Origin of the sequence: Bradyrhizobium diazoefficiens USDA 110, assembly GCF_000011365.1 — a bacterium.
GTDB classification, from domain to species: Bacteria; Pseudomonadota; Alphaproteobacteria; order Rhizobiales; family Xanthobacteraceae; genus Bradyrhizobium; species Bradyrhizobium diazoefficiens.
This window is the reverse complement of record NC_004463.1, coordinates 7763899-7781579: the sequence shown is the minus strand read 5'-3', so window position 1 is coordinate 7781579 and position 17681 is coordinate 7763899. Positions and strand designations below refer to the sequence as shown.

The following is a 17681-nucleotide window of genomic DNA, read 5'->3' as shown; positions in this document are numbered from 1 at the left end:
CGTCATTGCGAGGAGCTCGCGACAAAATTGCGTAGCAATTTTGCGCTGTAGCGACGAAGCAATCCAGACTGCCTCCGCGGACACGCTCCGGATTGCTTCGCTTCGCTCGCAATGACGGCCGCGCCGCCGGCCGTTACTTCTGCCGCCGGAAGTACCGCTTGCAGCGCTGTTCGGCTTCCGCGGCTGCGGCTTCCGGCGTGGCAGCGCCGGTCGCGACCGACGCGCACATCTGAATCAGCACGTAGTCGGCGCTGACGGCGCCGGTCGCCGTCGAGATCGGGCCCCTGTAGCCGTCATAATAGGTGCTGTTCATGGTGTCCTTGAACAGCTTCACCTTGGGGTCCTGCGACCACACGGCGGCATCGGCATAGGCGGCCAGCGGCTGGGCCCAGTAGCCGGAGTTGGCATTGAGCCACGGCTCGTACTGGTCCTTTTCCAGCATGTATTGCAGGAAGGCCTTTGCGGCGTTGGGATACTGGCTGTGCTTGAACACCATGGCGTTCAACGTCAGGCCCGCCATCGGCGAGATCTTGGCGACGCCCTTCGGCAGCAACTGATGCTCGCTGTCGTCGGCGATCGCCTTGGTCGCCGGATCGTTCTTCAGCGAGAAGTACAGCGAGACGCCGTTGGCGGTCAGCGCGATCTCCTGCGAGGAGTAGGCGCGGTTGTTGCTGACGTCGTTCCACGAGGTCGTGCCGGCGATGAAGGTCGGGTAGAGCTGCTTGACCCAGTTCAGCGCGGCAATCGTCTCCTTGCTGTTGATGGTGACGTTACCCTCTTCGTCGAGCAGGGCGGCGTTGTGTGACCACAGTGCCCAGTTCGCAAAACCGTTGCCGTCGCCCTTGGCGTTGCCGAGCGCGAAGCCGGCCGGCTTGCCGGCCTTCTGCAGCTTCTGGCAGAGGTCGACGATGCCGGCGTGGTCCTCCGGCACCTTGTCGAAGCCGACCGATTGCAGGATCGACTTGCGGTAGATCAGCGGACCCGCGGTGGCGCCGAACGGCAGTCCGATCCAGGCGTCGCTCTTGTTCCTCTTGCCGTAGCGCTGCGCCAGCGGCAGCCAGCCGCCGTAACGCTTGCCGACATAGTCGGCGACGTCGGTCAGCTCGATCAGCTTGTCGATGTAGATGTGCGGAGCATCGGAGAAGCCGATGATGATGTCGGGGCCGGCACCGGAATTGGCCGTCACCGCGGTCTGCTGGTTGATGTCCTCCCAGCCGACGAAGTCGACCTTGACCTCGACCCCGGTCTCCTTGGTGAACTTGGCCGCATTGGCGCGAAACACGTCCTCGTCGGCCTGGACGAACCGCACCGGCCGCAGCATGCGCAGGCTCGCGCCCTTCTCGATCGCGAGCTTGGGGGCCGGCACATCGGCGGCCTTGATCTGTGATGGCGGTGTTTGCGCCGCAGCACCGGTTGCCGCGAACGTCGCAGCGGACAGGCCCAGCGCCAAGGCGTCACGACGTGTAAGGTCGTTCCTCATCAGTTCCTCCCTGTTGTCTCCCTTCCCGGCGTTGATCGCCGGTGAAGGGTCTTCCGGTTTCCGGCGCGTCGTGCGGCCGGCCGCCTAGCTGTTCGGTCCGCGATCCATGCTGACGGGCTGCCAGCGGCGGAGCGCGGTGCTTTGCAGTACCGACGGATTGACGCAGCTTACCGGCCACATGCCCTGAAGCACCAGTGACAATTCGTAGCCCACGCGGCGCTTGCGTGCCTCGTCGAACCGTGCCGAGGCCGAGGCGACATGGGCGGTCAGGGTCACGTTCTCCATGCTGAGGATGGGATTGTTGTGCGAGGGCGGCTCCTTCTCCAGCACGTCGAGGGCGGCGTGCGCGATCCAGCCCTCCTGCAGCGCCTTGATCAGGCTCTCCTCGTCCACCGTGGCGCCGCGACCGGTGTTGATGAAGATCGAGCCCTTCTTCATCTGCCGGAAGTGCTTCTCGGTCAGCATGTGGTGCACTTCGGGCCGCGCGGGCGCGTGCATCGATACGAAGTCGGATTGCGACAGCACCTCGTTCAGCGTCGCGGGGATGACGCCGTGGTCGTACATCAGCGTTTCCTGGATGAAGGGGTCGTAGGCCATCATGCGCAGGCCGAAAGGCGCGGCGCGCTTGGCAACCGCTCGCGCGACGCGTCCGAACGAGATGAAGCCGAGCGTCTGGCCCATCAGCCGCGGGATCTTCAGCAACGCCGGCCGGCCCTCGGCCCAGCGGCCGCTGCGCACCATCCTGTCCTGCTCGACCAGGCGGCGGAAGCCGGCGAGCAGCAGCATCATGGCGTGGTCGGCGACCTCCTCGATGAAGGTGTCGGGGATGTTGGTGACGGGAATGCCGCGCGCGGTGGCGGCCTTCACGTCGACGCTGTCCACGCCGACCGAGCCGAGCGTGATGACCTTGCAGCTCTCCAGTGCGTCGATGATCGACTTGGTGATCGGGATGCCCTTGGCATAGATGGCGTCGGCGTTTTTCGCGGCGGCAATGAACTCGGCCTCGTTGGCCGGGGCTTCGATGATCTCGGCGTCGATCGGATCGAGCGCCTCGCGCTCGTAGGAATAATCGCTGCCCGCGACCGTGAAGCTCGCGCCCTTCGGCGTCACCACCCTGTATTTCGGCATTTCCTGCTCCCGATTTGGTTTGTCGGTTCTTGTTGCGGCCCGGCCTTCTCGGCGGGCCTTTGCGTCTTTTACGCGAAATCGGGGTGCGTGCGTACAATCGCCGGTTGCCGGCTTGACCATTATTTGCCGGTTTTCGCGGCATCGTCAGGGCTTCTACGGAGGCACGTAAGTAACTTGCTAAGGGGTCACACACTAAAAGTTGATTCAAATAAAAAGGTCTGCGCGAGCCCGCGTCACCCGAGGAGCCCATCGTGAAGTTGAGCAATCTGAAGATCGCCCCCAAGCTTGGCATCCTTGTCGGTGTTACCCTGTTCGGCCTGTGCATTTCCGGAGTTCTCGCCGGCTACCTGATGAAGCAGGAGATGGTGAATGCGCGCATCGACCAGGCCAAGGCGATCGTCGAGTTGGGGCGCAACTACGCCGCTGCGCTGAAGAAGCGCGTCGATGCCGGCGAGATGACGAAGGACGCGGCCATGGCCGAGCTTCGCCGCTACGGCAATGCGATGACCTACGACAACGGTGCGGGCTACCTGTTCGGCACGTCCTATGACGGCATCACGCAGCTTGCCCCCGATCCGAAGCAGATCGGCGCCAACCGCATGGATGTGGTGACCAACGGCCGCAGGCTGTCCGTCGAGCTGATGGATGGCGTCAAGGCCAATGGTTCGATCCTGCTGTATTATGAATATGTGAAGCCCGGCCAGGAGAAGCCCATCCGCAAGCTCGGCTACGCCGTCGCGGTGCCCGGCTTCGACATGTATCTCGGCACCGGGGCCTATCTCGACGATATCGACGCCAAGATGGGCCCGGTCTATTGGGTGCTCGGCCTCGCCATGCTTGGCATCGTCATCGTCGCCGGCAGCGTCGCCTGGATGATCGGCCGCAGCATCAGCCGTCCGCTGGCGCTGCTCGGCATGCGCATGGAGGATCTCGCCGACGGCAAGCTCGAGGGTGACATTCCCGGCGTCGGCCGCGGCGACGAGGTCGGCGCAATGGCCTCGACCGTTCAGATCTTCAAGGACAATGCGGTCCGTATTCGTGATCTCGAGAAGACCGAGGCGGACGCCAAGGAACGCGCCGCGGCGGATCGTCGCAGCGCGATGGAAGAGATCGCCAACGACTTCGAACGCAGCGTCAACGGTATCGTCCGCTCGGTCTCCTCGGCCGCGGCCGGCATGCAGAGCACGGCGCAGTCGATGACGGCGACCGCGAGCAATGCCTCGTCGCGCGCGGCGACCGTCGGCGCGGCCTCGCAGAAGGCCTCGGGCAATGTCGGCACGGTTGCCGCCGCCGCAGAAGAGCTGTCGAGCTCGGTTGCGGAAATCTCCCGCCAGGTGACGCGTTCGACCGAAGTGGCGAGCCGGGCGGTCAACGACGCCGAGCGCACCAACGCCACGGTGCAGGAGCTCTCCACCGGCGCGGAGAAGATCGGCGAGGTGGTCAAGCTCATTCATTCGATCGCGGCGCAGACCAACCTGCTCGCGCTCAACGCCACCATCGAGGCGGCCCGCGCCGGCGAGTCCGGCCGCGGCTTCGCCGTCGTCGCCTCCGAGGTCAAGGCGCTCGCCAACCAGACCGCGAAGGCCACCGAGGAAATCTCCGCCCAGGTCGCGGCGATGCAGACCTCGACCAGCGATGCGGTCGCGGCGATCGGCGGCATCACCCAGACGATTGCCGAGATGAGCGAGATCACGGCGGGCATTTCCGCCTCGATCGAGCAGCAGGGCGAGGCGACCCGCGAGATCGCCCGCAACATCCAGTCGGTCGCCGCCGGCTCGAGCGAGATCAACGCGAATATCGGCAGCGTCACCTCGGCCGCGGAAGCGACCGGCACCGCCGCCACCGACGTGCTCACCAACGCCCGCGAGCTGGACAGCCAGTCCGGCGCGCTACGCAGCGCGGTGGACGGCTTCCTCGCCAAGGTGCGCGCGGCGTAAGCTCAACGCACCAGCGCTACCATCAACTCCGACGTCATGCCCGGGCTTGTCCCGGGCATCCACGTTCTTGGGACAGTCATTCCGGGGCGATGCGAAGCATCGAACTCTGGTGCGCAATTGCGCACCCGAGAATCTCGAGATTCCGGGTTCGCGCTTCGCGCGCCCCGGAATGACAGCGCCTACTGCTTCTCGATCCCCGCTTCCCGGATCAGCTTTTCCCACAGCACCAGCTGCTCGTTCACGAAGGTGCCGAGCTGTTCCGGCGTGCCCGAGAAGGCATCCATGCCGAGGGTGGCGAGTTGCGCCTTGATCTCCGGCTTCTCGACGATCTTCCTGATCTCGGCGTTGAGCCGCGTCACGATCTCCTTCGGCATGCCGGCCGGACCGAAATAGCCCTGCCACGAGGAGATGTCGAAGTCCGGCACGCCGGCCTCCTGCATCGAGGGCAGGTTCGGCACCAGCGGAGAGCGGTCCTTGGTGGTGACGGCGAGCGCGCGCAGCGCGTTGCCGTTGACGTGCGGCAGGCCGGTCAGGATGTCCACGAACATCATCGAGACGCGGCCGCCCATGACGTCGTTGAGCGCCGGCGGCGAGCTCTTGTAGGGCACGTGCAGCAGGTCGAGCCCGGCATTGTGCGCGAACGTCGCCCCCGACACGATCGCCGACGACGAGCCCGAAGCGTAGCTCAGCTTGCCCGGATTGGCCTTGCCGTAGGCGACCAGCTCGCCGACGGTCTTGGCCGGCACCTCGGGGTGAATGACCAGCATGAAGGGCAAATCGCCGGTGCGCGCGATCGGGGTGAAATCCTTGACCGGATCGTAAGTGAGGCTCTTGAGCAGGTAGGGATTGGCCGAATGCGTCGTGTTGGTCGTCACCAGCAGCGTGTAGCCGTCGGGGGCGGCGCGCGCGACAAAAGTTGCCGCGATCATGCCGTTGGCGCCCGCCTTGTTCTCGATCACGATGCCGACGCCCAGCGCCTGCGACAGATGCTGCGAGATCAGCCGGGTCGTGGTGTCGGTGCCGCTGCCGGCGGCGAACGGCAGCACCAGCGTGATGTTGCGGCTGGGGTAATTGTCGGCCTCTGCGGCGGTCGAGGCGGCGAGGCAGAGCGCGGCCGTGCCGATGGTGCGCAGGTTTCGAATCAACGCTGAAAGCATGTCTGGTCGTTCCCTCTTTTTCGTTGGCGGGGAACCTAGCTTCTCTTTGTTGGAATCGGAAGGCTCGAGTTTGTTGCCTTGCCTCCGCGTTGCGGAATTATTTCACCGCCGCGCCCTGGCGCGAGGCGATGACGACGCCGGCGAGCACCAGCGCGTAGCCGATCAGGTGAAACGGCTGGAGCTTTTCGCCGAGCAGCAGGATCGCCATCGCCGAGCCGAACACCGGCACCAGATGGAAGAACGGCGCGGCCCGGTTCGGTCCGATCAGCGCCACGCCGCGGTTGAAGAAGAGATAGGCGAGCGTCGAGGGGAAGATCAGGATGTAGCCGAACGTTGCCAGCGTCACCCCATCGAATTGCATGACGTTGCCGCTCCAGGCCTCCCAGACGGCGGTGGGCAGCAGCATGATCGCGCCACAGCAGGTCGTGAAGGACAGGAAGGAGAGCTGATGGACCTTCGGCCGGCGCGGGATGAAGGCGGAGTAGAGTCCGAATGCCACCAGCGAGGACGCGAACATGATGTCGCCCCTGTTGAAGCTGATGCTGGCAAGGGCGGAGAGATCGCCGCGCAGGATGATGGTCAGCACGCCGAGAAGCGAGATCGCGATGCCGGCGAGCTGCGCAGCCGTCAGCCGCACGCCGAACAGCGCCAGCGACCACAGCGCGACGAACAGCGGTCCGGCCGACTGGATCAGCAGCGCGTTCAGCGCTTCCGTGTATTGCAGCGCCCAGTACGAGATCGCGTTGTTGAAGGCAAAACCCACCAGCGACAGGAACAGCATCAGGGGCAGGCTCTTGCGCAGAGCCGGCCAGTCGCGCTTCAGATGCGGCCAGGCGAACGGCAGCAGGATGAGGAACACGCCGAACCAGCGGATCGTGGTCACCGTCAGCGGCGGCACATGCGCGCCGACATGGCGCGCGAGCACGATGTTGCCGGCCCAGAACAACGAGCTCAGGCTGAGCAGCAGATAGGGCTGGTTGTTGAGCCAACTGGCCGGATTCGAGGCTGGTGGCGCGGGCGAAGCGGTCGTCATTGGGGTCAGATACAACCTTGCGCCGGATTGCCGTCGCGACACAAGTCACGCCGCCGCAATGCTACAATGCACGCATGACCTGAGGAGGTGCCGTTGGCGGTCAATATGTTGAACATCAAGGGCCTGGAAGGGCTCGACCGGCATGCGCCGGTGGTGATGCTGAACCTGATGCGCTTCCACGCGCGCTCGCGCGACGGTGACGGTTCGGGCTGGGACGCCTATTTGCGCTACAGCGCGATCACCGTTCCCATGATCAAAGCACGCGGCGGCACACTGCTCTGGACCGGCGAGGCCAAGGCGGTCGCGCTCGGCCCGCAACCGGGCAATGACTGGGATTTCGTCGCGCTGGTCCACTACCCCACCGTCGCAGCCTTTCTCGACATGATGACGTCGGAGGCCTACGAGCGTGAAGCCGACCCCCACCGCGTCAACGGCTGCGCCGAGCACGTCATCATCGCGACGAGCGAGGCGTACAGCAAGTTCAAGATGAAGTAGCGCGCGCTCTTGCGTGTTAGCCTTTCGCGAAGGCAGAGCCGCCGGCCTATTTCTTCCGCTCCGCGCGCGCATCCGCCATCGACGCATCCACAGCGGCGTGGCACGCCGTCTGCAACAGGCGGCAGACCTCCTCCGTCGACCGTTGCGGGCTCAGCGCCGCGAAGGTCGGATAGCTCGTCAGTACGAAGATCAGGTCGACGGCATCCTGCATGGCCCGCTTTGCGGCACGGCTCTCGGTGATGCGTGTCACCAGTCCCGTCACAAGCTCACGCCGCCGTTCGTTGCGCGCGACCAGCGCATTGCCGAATTCGGGATCGGTTGCGATCGCCTGGTTGAGGCCGCCGATCGCGGGGTCGTGCGCCCAGAAGGTGCAGAAGATCGCGACGACGCGATCGAGCGCGGCGCGTGGATCCGGCAGCGCCATCACGTCGGCCAGTTCGAACAGCCCGCCCTGCCGTGCGATGTCGTCGAACACGGCCTCCAGCAGTCCGCGCCGGGATCCGAACTGGTTGTAGACGGTCAGCCGCGTGACGCCGGCCGCCTTCGCCACCACGTCGAGCGAGAAGTTCGCGATGCTCGCATCCTTGCGCAGCAGGCGCGCGCCGGCCGCGATGATGCGTTCGCGCGTCTCCGCGGCCGCGGAGGCGCGGACCGAGCTCACATAGCTGCGCTTCGGCATCGCCCTGCCATTGTCTTGACGTATTGATTATACATAATGTATATCCAATTTAGAAGCCGGTTTGGAGCTTGCCATGCAGACTGCCCTCGTAATCGCACTGTCGCTTCATGTGTTGTCGTCCGTGTTCTGGGCCGGATCAAGCTTTGCGCTGGCGCGAACCGGAGCAGCCGGGGGCGAGCAGCTCGTCGGTCCGCAACTCGGCGCGGCGATGATTGCGATTCTCACCGGCGGCTATCTCGGGCATCTCGTTCATTCCGGCAGTTTTGGCGCGGCCGAGCAAGTGCTCGCGCTTGGTGCGGTTTGCGCGCTGATCGCAGCCGGCGTTCAGGCCGCAACCGGTCCTCGTGCGCTGCTGAGCTTGCGTCGTGGCACGAGCGAGGCGACCAATGTGCGTTCGCGCATCGCGACCGCCCAGCGCGTGGCCGCCGCTCTGCTCGCCATCACCGCCCTCTGCATGGGCGCGGCGCGCTACATCTAGGGGCTCGTTCATCCACGGTAACAGCCGACGGCGAGGCGCCACAACGGCCCCGAGGCCGGCAGGCACTCTCGCAAGCAGAACTTTGCAATAGCGCGGCATCCCGCCGCTGAAGAAGGAAAAGCAATGTCCAGGATGATTCTGCTGAACCTGCCCGTGCGCGATCTCGCCGCATCGACGGCGTTCTATGTGGCGCTCGGCGGTACGGTGAACCCTCAGTTCTCGGGCGAGAGTTCGACCTCGCTCATGGTCACGGACGCGATTGGCGTGATGCTGCTGACCCACGACCACTATCGCCAATTCACCAAACGCCCGATTGGTGACCCGCGCCGCGACAGTCAGGTCTTGATCGCCCTCACGGTCGATGACCGCGACGCCGTCGATGCAACGCTGACTCGCGCGGTGGCGGCGGGTGGTCGCGCCGATCCCAACCCGGCACAGGATCTCGGCTTCATGTATAACCGCCACATCGAAGATCCGGACGGCTATGTTTGGGAAATCGTATGGATGAACCCATCAGCGAGCACCTGACCGCAGAACGCTGCGCGGCGAGCTGACAAGGCGGGCTAGCTCGCCTGCTTCCTTGACGCCGCGAACACGCCCGACAGCACCAGCGCGAAACCGATGAAGTGGAACGCCTGCGGGCGTTCGCCCAGGAAAACCATCGCCATGATCGAACCGAACACCGGCACGACGTGGAAGAACGGCGCGGCGCGGTTGGCGCCGATCAGGCGCACCCCGCGATTGAAGCAGAGATAGGCGAGGGTGGAGGGGAAGACCGCGACATAGAACAGGGTCAGCAGGTTCGGCGCGTCGAACTTCATCACGGGCCGCGCGGACAATTCCCAGATCTCCAGCGGAATGAGGCAGGCGGCGCCGGCGCCGAAGGTGAAGGCGAGGAACGACAGGCCGTGCATCGCCGGCCGCTTCAGGCTCAGCACCGAATAGAGCGCGAAGATCAGCAGCGCGAGGAGGAAGATGAGGTCGCCCTTGTTGAACTCGATGTTCGACAGCGTGGTGAAATCGCCATGCAGCAGGATGGTCAGCACGCCGCACATCGACAGCAGTACGCCGAAGGCCTGCGCCGCGGTGAGCCTGATGCCGAGGATCGCCAGCGACCACAGCGCCACGAGCAGCGGCGCGGCCGACTGGAGCAGCAGCGTGTTGAGCGCCTGGGTGTGCTCCAGCGCCCAGTATTGCAGGGTGTTGAAGGCGCCGATGCCGGTGATCGAGAGCGTCACCATCAGGCCGAGCTTGCCGCGGATCGCCGGCCAGTCCTGTGCGAGATGTTTCCAGGCGAACGGCAGCACCAGGAGGAACGCGAAGGACCAGCGCAGGAACGACAGCGTCACCGGCGGGATGTGGCCGGCGGCAAGCCGCCCGACGATGGCGTTGCCGGCCCAGCACAACGCGGTGATGCTGAGCAGCAGGTAAGGCTGGTTCGCGACCCAGTTGTGACCGGATGTTTCGGTGCTCGTGGTCTGGCCGGTGGCGGACATCGTGATTGTTATGGCCCCGCGTCATGCGCCGAAGCCCCCGGCCCGGCGATGTCCGGGCCGGCTCATGGCCCGGCACCGTCCAAAGACACGGAAATATGCCTGATATCAATGGCGCAGATGCATCGCCATCATGCGCCGCGCGGAACGGCGAAACTTCAGGAAGCCGCCTGTGCGCCGCTTGGCCCCGCATTCGGGTGCATCGCTGCCCGTGCGGCCCAACCTCCGCCGAGAATCGCGCCGGTAAAGCCGCCGCCGCCCGTGAACGCCGAGGCGAGATAAAGGCCGTTGATGGCGGTCGCCGGCATTGGCTTGAATCCGCGCGTTTGCGGTGCGAAGCCGTAGATCGCGCCGCCGGGCGTGTTGAGGTAATGCGCGAAGGTTTCGGACGTCGACATCTCGCGCTGCGTGATCGCGCCGGCGATTCCGGGATAATTCCGGTCGAGATCGGCAATGACGAGATCCATCCAACGCTCCTTGCGGGAGCGCTTTGCTTCGGCGGACAGACCGGTCCAGTTCGCGAGCCGGTCGACGCCGACGAGCGCGCCGAGATAAGGCGGTCTCTCGTTCAGGCCCGTATCGATCTGATCGTAGGCGACGAAGCCGTAGGGGGGGAGACGTGCCGGTGGATCCTCGCCCAGCAGTGCGCCGGCCTCGCGGAAACCGGAGAGTTTAGTCAACCACCCCGGCAGCACGCTGGTCGAATAGTGCCTGACGCCGAAATCGTCGGACGGCCGGCTGAGACCGATCGCTATGCTCCAAAGTGAGATCGATGGTTGCCGGTCTTCGTAGCGCGACAGGAACGCGGCGCGCTTGTCCTGCGGCAGCATCGAGGCCAGCACGGAGGGCGCCGCGTTGCCGAGCAGAATCGGCGCCAGCTCCTCGCGCACATCATCGGCCCTCGTCGCGCGATGACGCACGCCGCGGGCGCGGGCGCCGTCGACCAGAATGGTCTCGACCTCGCGTCCCGCCTCTACCGCACCGCCCGCGTCGCGAATGATCGCGATCAGGCGATCGCTGAGCGCCTGCGACCCGCCGCGGACATAGTGTCCGCCGCCGACGAGATAGGAGGCCTGCGGAATCGCAAACTGGATGAAAGGCATCGTGTCGGGATCGTCGGTGTAGTAGCTGAGGTTGGAGGCAAGCGCGAGCTTGATCGCCTCGCTGTCACCGAACAGGCGGGTGAGCACTTCGCTCAAGGTCGCGTGCCGGTCGCGGATCAGCGGCCACAGGCGCCACGGCAATGTCGGCGCGTTCCAGAGCCACCAGTCGCGGTCGTCCTGATGCTCGCTCATCAGCGCCACCGCCTGCCGGACGGCGTCGATGCGCTCGAAATATTGGGCGATGCCCTTGGCGTGCGCCGGAAACTGCGCCTTCGCCGCGGCCGAGGCGGCTTCGAGGCCGTGCGGCATCACGAAGGGGCGCTCGAACAGAGGGCTCCGCACCTCGTGCAGCGCGCCGACATCCACGAAGGGCAGATCGCGATCGATGCCGAGCGCGCGCAGGATCGGAAGCTTGGGATCGGAGGCGTCCAGGCCGTCGATCTCGTGCAGCGAGGCCTCGATCGCGAGCTGGCCGTGACGATAGACCGTGGCCGCTCCCCCGAAATTCTGGTTGCGCTCGAGTACCAGAACCTCGTGGCCTGCGCGGGCGAGCAGGGCCGCCGCGGTCAGGCCGCCGAGCCCCGATCCGATGGTGATGGCGTCAAAGCTGCGTGACATCTCGGGTGACCTCGCTGCAACATTGAGGCAGACGCCTGGTCCGCCTCCATGGCTCACGGTTCCATACTAGGAGCGCGCAGCAGGGGGCGCGATTGACCTGCGTCAATCGCTGTCGGTGGAAATTTGTGCGGGTCCGAAATGATCTGAAATATCGCGGTCACAAATCTCTATCGCTTGCGTTTGCTGCGGATCGCGAAGGGCTTCAGCAGCTCGGCGCAGGCGAGATAGACGACGACGAGCAGCGCGATGCCGGCCATCATCAACGGCGGCGGCGCGACAAAGCCGAACCAGGTGCCGACCGGGGTGAACGGCACGACCATCGCGACCAGCAAGGCGATCAGCGACGAGGCCGACAGCACTGGATCGGGCCAATTGCGCCACGGTCGGCCGTTGGTGCGGATGACGAAGATCACCAGGATCTGCGTCGCCATAGATTCGATGAACCAGGCGGTGCGGAACTCGCCGGGCGATGCGTGAAACAGCATGATGAGGGCGCCGAAGGTCAGGAAGTCGAACACCGACGACAGCGGTCCCATGATCGCGGCGAAGCGCGCCAGGTTCGACATGCTCCACACCTGCGGCTGCGCCGTTGCCTGCGCCGAGACCCGGTCGAAGGGAATGCCGAGCTCCGAGAGATCGTACAGCAGGTTGTTGAGCAGGATCTGCGTCGGCAGCATCGGCAGGAACGGCAGCACCATCGAGGCGATCGCCATCGACAGCATGTTGCCGAAATTCGAGCTTGCGCCCATGCGGACATATTTGAGGATGTTGGCGAAGGTGCGCCGTCCTTCCGCGACGCCGTCGGCGACGACCTCGAGATCCGAAGCCAGCAGGATCATGTCGGCGGCGGCCTGCGCCACACCGGTCGCGCCGTCGACCGACAATCCGACGTCGGCGACCTTCAGGGCCGGTGCGTCGTTGATGCCGTCGCCGAGGAAGCCGACCACTTCGCCGCCCGCCTGAAGCGCCCTCACGATGCGCGACTTCTGGTCCGGCGCGAGGCGGCCGAACGCGTCCGTGGAGCGCACCTGCACGGCGAGCGCCGCGTCGCTGAGCGCCGCAACGTCGGTCCCCGACAGTACGCGCTCGGGGTTCAGTCCGACCAGGCTCGCGAGCCGCTTCACCACCACGGGGTCGTCGCCCGAGAGGATCTTCAGGCCCACGCCGCGCGCCGCGAGCTGCGCGATTGCGGCCGCGGCCGTCGGCTTCGGCGGATCGGCGAAGGCGCAAAAGCCCTCGAAGGCGAGATCGGTCTCGTCCTCCGTCTCGACCTCGCGCAGCACGCCGCTCCACGCCCGCGAGGCGATCGCCACGGTGCGCAGGCCCTCGCTCGCGAGCTCACGCACGCGCGCCAGCGCAGCCGTGCGCGCGCGCTCGTCCATCGTGCACAATGCGAGCACGGCTTCCGGCGCGCCCTTGACGATGAGCAGCGTGCCTTCGGGGCCGGTCGCGAGCACCGATCCCAGCCGGCGCGAGAAGTCGAAGGCCTGCCGTCCGGCCAAGGTCCAGCCCTGTGCGGCGTCCGGCCGGCCGGCGACGAGCGCGGCATCGAGCGAGCCGCGATCGCCGCCGAGCGATGCCGCGATGGCGCCGAGCTGCGCGGCGCGGGCGTTGTCCTTGCCCTCGGCGTCGAGGCTCCGGGCGAGCGTGATCTCGGCCGATGTCAGCGTGCCGGTCTTGTCGGTGCACAGGACCGTCATGGCCCCGAGGTCGTGGATCGCGGCCAGCCGCTTCACGATCACCTTGCGGCCGGCCATCCGAAGTGCGCCGCGCGACAGCGTCACCGTAGTGATCATCGGCAGCAGCTCCGGCGTCAGCCCGACCGCGAGCGCGACCGCGAACAGCAGCGAATCGAGCACTGGCCGGCCGAACACGACGCGGACGGTGAGCACGACCAGCACCAGCGCGAGCGTGGCCCGCGCGATCACGAGGCCGAACTCGCGCAAATCGCGCTCGAACGGGGAGGGGGCCTGCGTCTCGGCGAGCGCGGAGGCGGCCGCGCCGAACACGGTGTCGCGGCCGGTCCTGACGACGAGCGCGATCGCCTCGCCCGTCTGCGCCACGGCGCCGCGGAACAGTGCGTTCGAGGTGTCGTCGGGGTCGGTGGCGGCGCCGGCGCGCTTCTGCACCGGATAGGGCTCGCCGGTGAGCGCGGCTTCCCCGGCCGTGAAGGCGGTACTCTCCAGGATCAACCCATCCGCCGGGATGATGTCGCCGGCGCGGACACGCAGGAGGTCGCCCGGAACGACGTGGTCGACGTCGATCTCGCAGAAGGCGCCGTCGCGCCTGACCTCGGCCTTGAGCGCCACCGAACGGCGGAGGATCTCGGCGGCGCGGACCGCGTGGCCCTCCTGGATGGTGTCGAGCCCGATCGAGCCCGCGAGAATCAGCACGATGATGAGCCCGCCGACGTCGTCGCCGGTCAGCATCGAGACGATGCCGGCGACCAGCAGGATCAGCGACAGCGGCTCCAGCAGCCGGCGCAGGACTGCACGCGCCGCCCCCTCGATGCGCGGCGGCGCGTCGCTGTTCGGCCCGAAACGGCCGAGGCGTTCGGCGGCCTCGGTCGCAGTCAGGCCCTGCAAGGAGCAGCCGAGCCGGGTGCAGAGCGCATCCGTCGGCAGGCGCCAGAATTGGCTCGCCTGGTTGTTCGGTGGCTTGGTCACGGCATATCCGGCATGGCGGTCTCGGGGGCCCGGGAAGGGTAAGCGGCGGAGGTGACAGCCATCCCTTGGCGCATTCGCGGGCCGGAACGGTTGATGCGTGTCAATTCCGCTGTCGCGGGGCCGCGAATCTTTCAGGATTTTAAGGTTATATCAAAGGCTTGGAGTGCCTTTCCGACCTCGAAAAAGCCCCGTTCTTGCTTGCCTAGAGAGGCCGCTTCCTTTATCCGGTTGGCTGCCTTGCGTGCGAGCGGCCTTGGGCCGCGGAGAGGGCTTGGCGCAGGCATGATCCCGGAAAAGTGGGCACCGGTTTTCCGCGAGGATCATGCCTCCTAGAGACAGATTGAATAGGGATTACCCGCGAATGGCCAATGTTGTCGTCGTCGGCGCCCAGTGGGGCGACGAAGGGAAGGGCAAGATCGTCGACTGGTTGTCGGAGCAGGCGGACATCGTCGTCCGTTTCCAGGGCGGCCATAACGCCGGCCACACGCTGGTGATCAACGGCAAGACCTACAAGCTCGCGCTGCTGCCCTCGGGCGTGCTGCGCGAACACAAGCTGTCGGTGATCGGCAACGGCGTGGTGTTCGATCCCGCGGCCTTCCTCGACGAGGTCACCAAGCTGCGCGCGCAGGGCGTCGCTGTCTCCCCGGAAAATCTGCGCGTGGCCGAGAACGTCACCCTGATCCTGCCGCTGCACCGCGAGCTCGACGCGCACCGCGAATCCGCCAATGCGGCGACCGCGATCGGCACCACGCGCCGCGGCATTGGACCGGCCTATGAAGACAAGGTCGGCCGCCGCGCCATCCGCCTGATGGACCTCGCCGACCTCGACACGCTGCCGCACAAGATCGACCGGCTGCTGGCTCACCACAACGCCTTGCGCCGCGGCCTCAATCTGCCGGAGTTCGACGGCAAGGATATCCTGAAGGAATTGACCGCGCTGGCGCCGCAGCTGCTGCCATATGCCGAGACGGTGTGGCGGCTGCTCGACATCAAGCGCCGCGAAGGCAAGCGCATGCTGTTCGAGGGTGCGCAAGGCGCGCTGCTCGACGTCGACCACGGCACCTACCCCTACGTCACCTCGTCCAACACGGTGGCGGCGCAGGCTGCGACCGGCTCGGGCCTCGGCCCCGGCGCGGTCGGCTACGTGCTCGGCCTGTGCAAGGCCTATACGACCCGCGTCGGCCAGGGCCCGTTCCCGACCGAGCAGGACAACGAGATCGGCCGCAAGATCGGCGAGCGCGGCCGTGAGTTCGGAACCAATACCGGGCGGCCCCGCCGCTGCGGCTGGTTCGACGCCGTGCTGGTCCGCCAGGCGGTCCGCACCTGCGGCATCAATGGCCTCGCGCTGACCAAGCTCGACATCCTCGACGGCTTCGACTCGATCGAGGTCTGCACCGGCTACAAGCTTGACGGCAAGGAGATCGACCACTTCCCGGCCGGCGAGGGCGCCCAGGCCCGGGTCGAGCCGATCTACGAGACCATCGAGGGCTGGAAGGAGCCGACCGCCAGTGCACGGTCCTGGGCCGATCTGCCGGCCCAGGCCATCAAATATGTCCGCCGGATCGAGGAATTGGTGGGGTGCCCGGTCGCGCTGCTTTCCACCAGCCCCGAACGCGAAGATACTATCCTGGTGCAAAATCCGTTTGAGGCTTAACGATCTCTTACCGGGACGCGCGTATAGTTGAGTAGAAATGGCTGATTACTATCCGCTGATCGCCCGCGCTATTGCCGCCTTGGATCCCAACGCTCCCGGCGAAAGCCGTCGCGCGCTCTATGAGCGGGCGCGCACGGCGCTGATCGCACAGCTGCGCAGCGTGCAGCCGCCGCTCTCCGAATCCGAGATCACCCGCGAACGGCTGTCGCTGGAAGAGGCTGTCCGCAAGGTCGAATCGGAGGCCGCCCAGCGTGCCCGCGAGGCCTCGCGCCCCGGTGGTGGCGGCACCCGCAGCAGCGGCAGCGGCGATGCCTTCCGCCGCGCCAGCACCCGTGCCACCGAAGGCAACCCGGCCGCAGCCCCACCGGCTGCTCCGCCGCGCGCCCGTCCGGCACCACCGCCGCCGCGCGCCGACCGCCCGTCCTTCAACGTCGATGACCAGGGCGAGGCCCAGCGTCCGCCGCGCGCGCCCCGTTTCGATGCGCCGCGCCAGCCCGGTCCGCCGGCGCCGCCGCCGCCCGAGCCGCCGGTCCCGCCGCCTGCCGGACGCGAGCGCGCGGGTGGGCGCCGTCCGCCGGACATCGGACCTCCGCCGCCGCTGCCGCCCGCACCTGGCGTGCGCGGCTTCCGCGACATCACCGCCGACGTCAACGATCTCGGCGGCGCCGCCGCGCAGGCCAATCGCGCCGCGCGCCGCACCTACGCCAACGTGCCCTCGCCCTCGCCGGAATTCGACCGGCTGGAGCCGAGCCTGGAGAACCGCGCCGGCGAGGGCGATGCGCCCTATTCCTATGACGAGTCGGTCGAGGAGGCCGAGCGCTATGCGCCGCGGCAGCCGTCGGGGCGCCCGCACATCCCCGTCCTCGACCGCGACGCCAAAAAGCCCAAGCGCGCGCGCTCCGTCTTCCCGTTCAAGAGTGCGATCGCCGTCGGCATCGTGTTGATCCTGGTCGGCGCCGGCATTCTCTGGGGCAAGCCGCTGCTCCAGACCGTGAGCGGCCTGTTCAAGTCCTCGCCGACCCAGGTGGTGGAGGCGCCGAAGGATGCGTCCCAGCCGCAGAGCAAGCCGAAGATCCCCGATCGCGTCGGCCAGCCCTCGGCCAGCGACCAGCCGGTCGCGCCGGTGGCGCAGAAGGTCGTGCTCTATGACGAGGATCCGTCCGATCCGAAGGGCAAGCAATATGTCGGCTCGGTGGTGTGGCGGCTCGAGCCGATCAAGGCGTCGGGCAACCAGAAGGCCGACGTCGCCGTGCGCGCCGACATCGAGATTCCCGACCGCAAGTTCAAGATGACGATGTCGTTCCGCCGCAACACCGACTCCTCGCTGCCGGCGAGCCACACCGCGGAATTGACCTTCATCCTGCCGCAGGATTTCCCGGGCGGCAGCGTCTCCAACGTGCCGGGCATCCTGATGAAGTCGAACGAGCAGGCGCGCGGCACGCCGCTCGCAGGGCTCGCGGTCAAGGTCACCGACGGCTTCTTCCTGGTCGGCCTGTCCAACGTCGACGCCGACCGCGCCCGCAACGTCCAGCTCCTGAAGGAGCGTTCCTGGTTCGACGTGCCCCTGGTCTACGCCAACCAGCGCCGCGCCATCATCGCGATCGAGAAGGGCGCCCCCGGCGAGCGCGCCTTCAACGACGCGTTCGCGCAGTGGGGCGACTAAGCGAAGCCTGGACGACCTCCGTCATTCCGGGGCGCGCGAAGCGCGAACCCGGAATCCATTGCACAGCACGTGACGTAGAGAAATGGATTCTCAGATG

The 17681-nt window shown here is 66.6% G+C and carries 14 protein-coding genes; 6 read left to right on the top strand and 8 right to left on the bottom strand.

From position 1 onward, the window contains the following. Nucleotides 1-133: 133 nt before the first annotated feature. Entirely contained in the window at nt 134-1480 is a 1347-nt protein-coding gene (locus BJA_RS35815; protein WP_011089801.1) for an ABC transporter substrate-binding protein, read from the bottom strand. A gap of 84 nt (nt 1481-1564) precedes the next feature. Beyond that, nucleotides 1565-2608: a C-terminal binding protein gene (locus BJA_RS35810; protein WP_038965522.1), complete on the bottom strand. Its 1044-nt coding sequence runs from the start codon at nt 2606-2608 to the stop codon at nt 1565-1567. Between the two features lie 251 nt (nt 2609-2859). On the opposite strand from BJA_RS35810, the gene BJA_RS35805 reads away from it, so the two are divergent. After that, nucleotides 2860-4545, top strand: a complete 1686-nt coding sequence (locus tag BJA_RS35805; protein WP_011089799.1) for a methyl-accepting chemotaxis protein — start codon at nt 2860-2862, stop codon at nt 4543-4545. Between the two features lie 179 nt (nt 4546-4724). On the opposite strand, the gene BJA_RS35800 is transcribed toward BJA_RS35805, so the two are convergent. Continuing rightward, nucleotides 4725-5702 carry a Bug family tripartite tricarboxylate transporter substrate binding protein gene (locus BJA_RS35800; protein ID WP_011089798.1) on the bottom strand — a complete coding sequence of 326 codons (978 nt, stop codon included), beginning with the start codon at nt 5700-5702 and terminating at the stop codon, nt 4725-4727. 97 nt (nt 5703-5799) lie between these two features. Next, nucleotides 5800-6735 (bottom strand): DMT family transporter, encoded by a 936-nt coding sequence (locus BJA_RS35795; protein WP_038965523.1) that lies wholly within the window; start codon nt 6733-6735, stop codon nt 5800-5802. A 105-nt stretch (nt 6736-6840) separates the two neighbouring features. Here BJA_RS35795 and BJA_RS35790 point away from each other — a divergent pair, with 105 nt between their 5' ends. Continuing rightward, the gene (locus BJA_RS35790) at nt 6841-7230 is read left to right on the top strand and encodes a DUF1330 domain-containing protein (RefSeq protein WP_171463860.1); all 390 of its coding nucleotides are present in this window, start codon (nt 6841-6843) and stop codon (nt 7228-7230) included. A 46-nt stretch (nt 7231-7276) separates the two neighbouring features. Here BJA_RS35790 and BJA_RS35785 read toward each other — a convergent pair whose 3' ends face one another. Next, a complete protein-coding gene (locus tag BJA_RS35785; protein ID WP_011089795.1) occupies nt 7277-7909 on the bottom strand; it encodes a TetR/AcrR family transcriptional regulator in 633 nt (210 codons plus the stop codon). Nucleotides 7910-7982: 73 nt separating this feature from the next. Here BJA_RS35785 and BJA_RS35780 point away from each other — a divergent pair, with 73 nt between their 5' ends. Both BJA_RS35780 and BJA_RS35775 read left to right on the top strand, forming a co-directional pair. After that, a complete protein-coding gene (locus BJA_RS35780; protein ID WP_011089794.1) occupies nt 7983-8387 on the top strand; it encodes a hypothetical protein in 405 nt (134 codons plus the stop codon). A gap of 123 nt (nt 8388-8510) precedes the next feature. Further along, nucleotides 8511-8915, top strand: coding sequence for a VOC family protein (locus tag BJA_RS35775; protein ID WP_011089793.1), 405 nt, complete (start codon nt 8511-8513; stop codon nt 8913-8915). A gap of 35 nt (nt 8916-8950) precedes the next feature. On the opposite strand, the gene BJA_RS35770 is transcribed toward BJA_RS35775, so the two are convergent. The 3 genes from BJA_RS35770 to mgtA form a co-directional block, all read right to left on the bottom strand. Continuing rightward, nucleotides 8951-9883, bottom strand: coding sequence for a DMT family transporter (locus BJA_RS35770; RefSeq protein WP_011089792.1), 933 nt, complete (start codon nt 9881-9883; stop codon nt 8951-8953). Nucleotides 9884-10038: 155 nt separating this feature from the next. Beyond that, complete coding sequence (locus tag BJA_RS35765; RefSeq protein WP_051000248.1) at nt 10039-11601, bottom strand: phytoene desaturase family protein; 1563 nt, start codon at nt 11599-11601, stop codon at nt 10039-10041. Nucleotides 11602-11768: 167 nt separating this feature from the next. Further along, nucleotides 11769-14267, bottom strand: a complete 2499-nt coding sequence (gene mgtA / locus BJA_RS35760) for a magnesium-translocating P-type ATPase (RefSeq protein ID WP_011089790.1) — start codon at nt 14265-14267, stop codon at nt 11769-11771. Nucleotides 14268-14628: 361 nt separating this feature from the next. Here mgtA and BJA_RS35755 point away from each other — a divergent pair, with 361 nt between their 5' ends. Next, a complete protein-coding gene (locus BJA_RS35755; protein WP_011089789.1) occupies nt 14629-15921 on the top strand; it encodes an adenylosuccinate synthase in 1293 nt (430 codons plus the stop codon). Nucleotides 15922-15958: 37 nt separating this feature from the next. Beyond that, a complete protein-coding gene (locus BJA_RS35750; protein ID WP_011089788.1) occupies nt 15959-17584 on the top strand; it encodes a hypothetical protein in 1626 nt (541 codons plus the stop codon). The last annotated feature ends 97 nt before the right edge of the window (nt 17585-17681 follow it).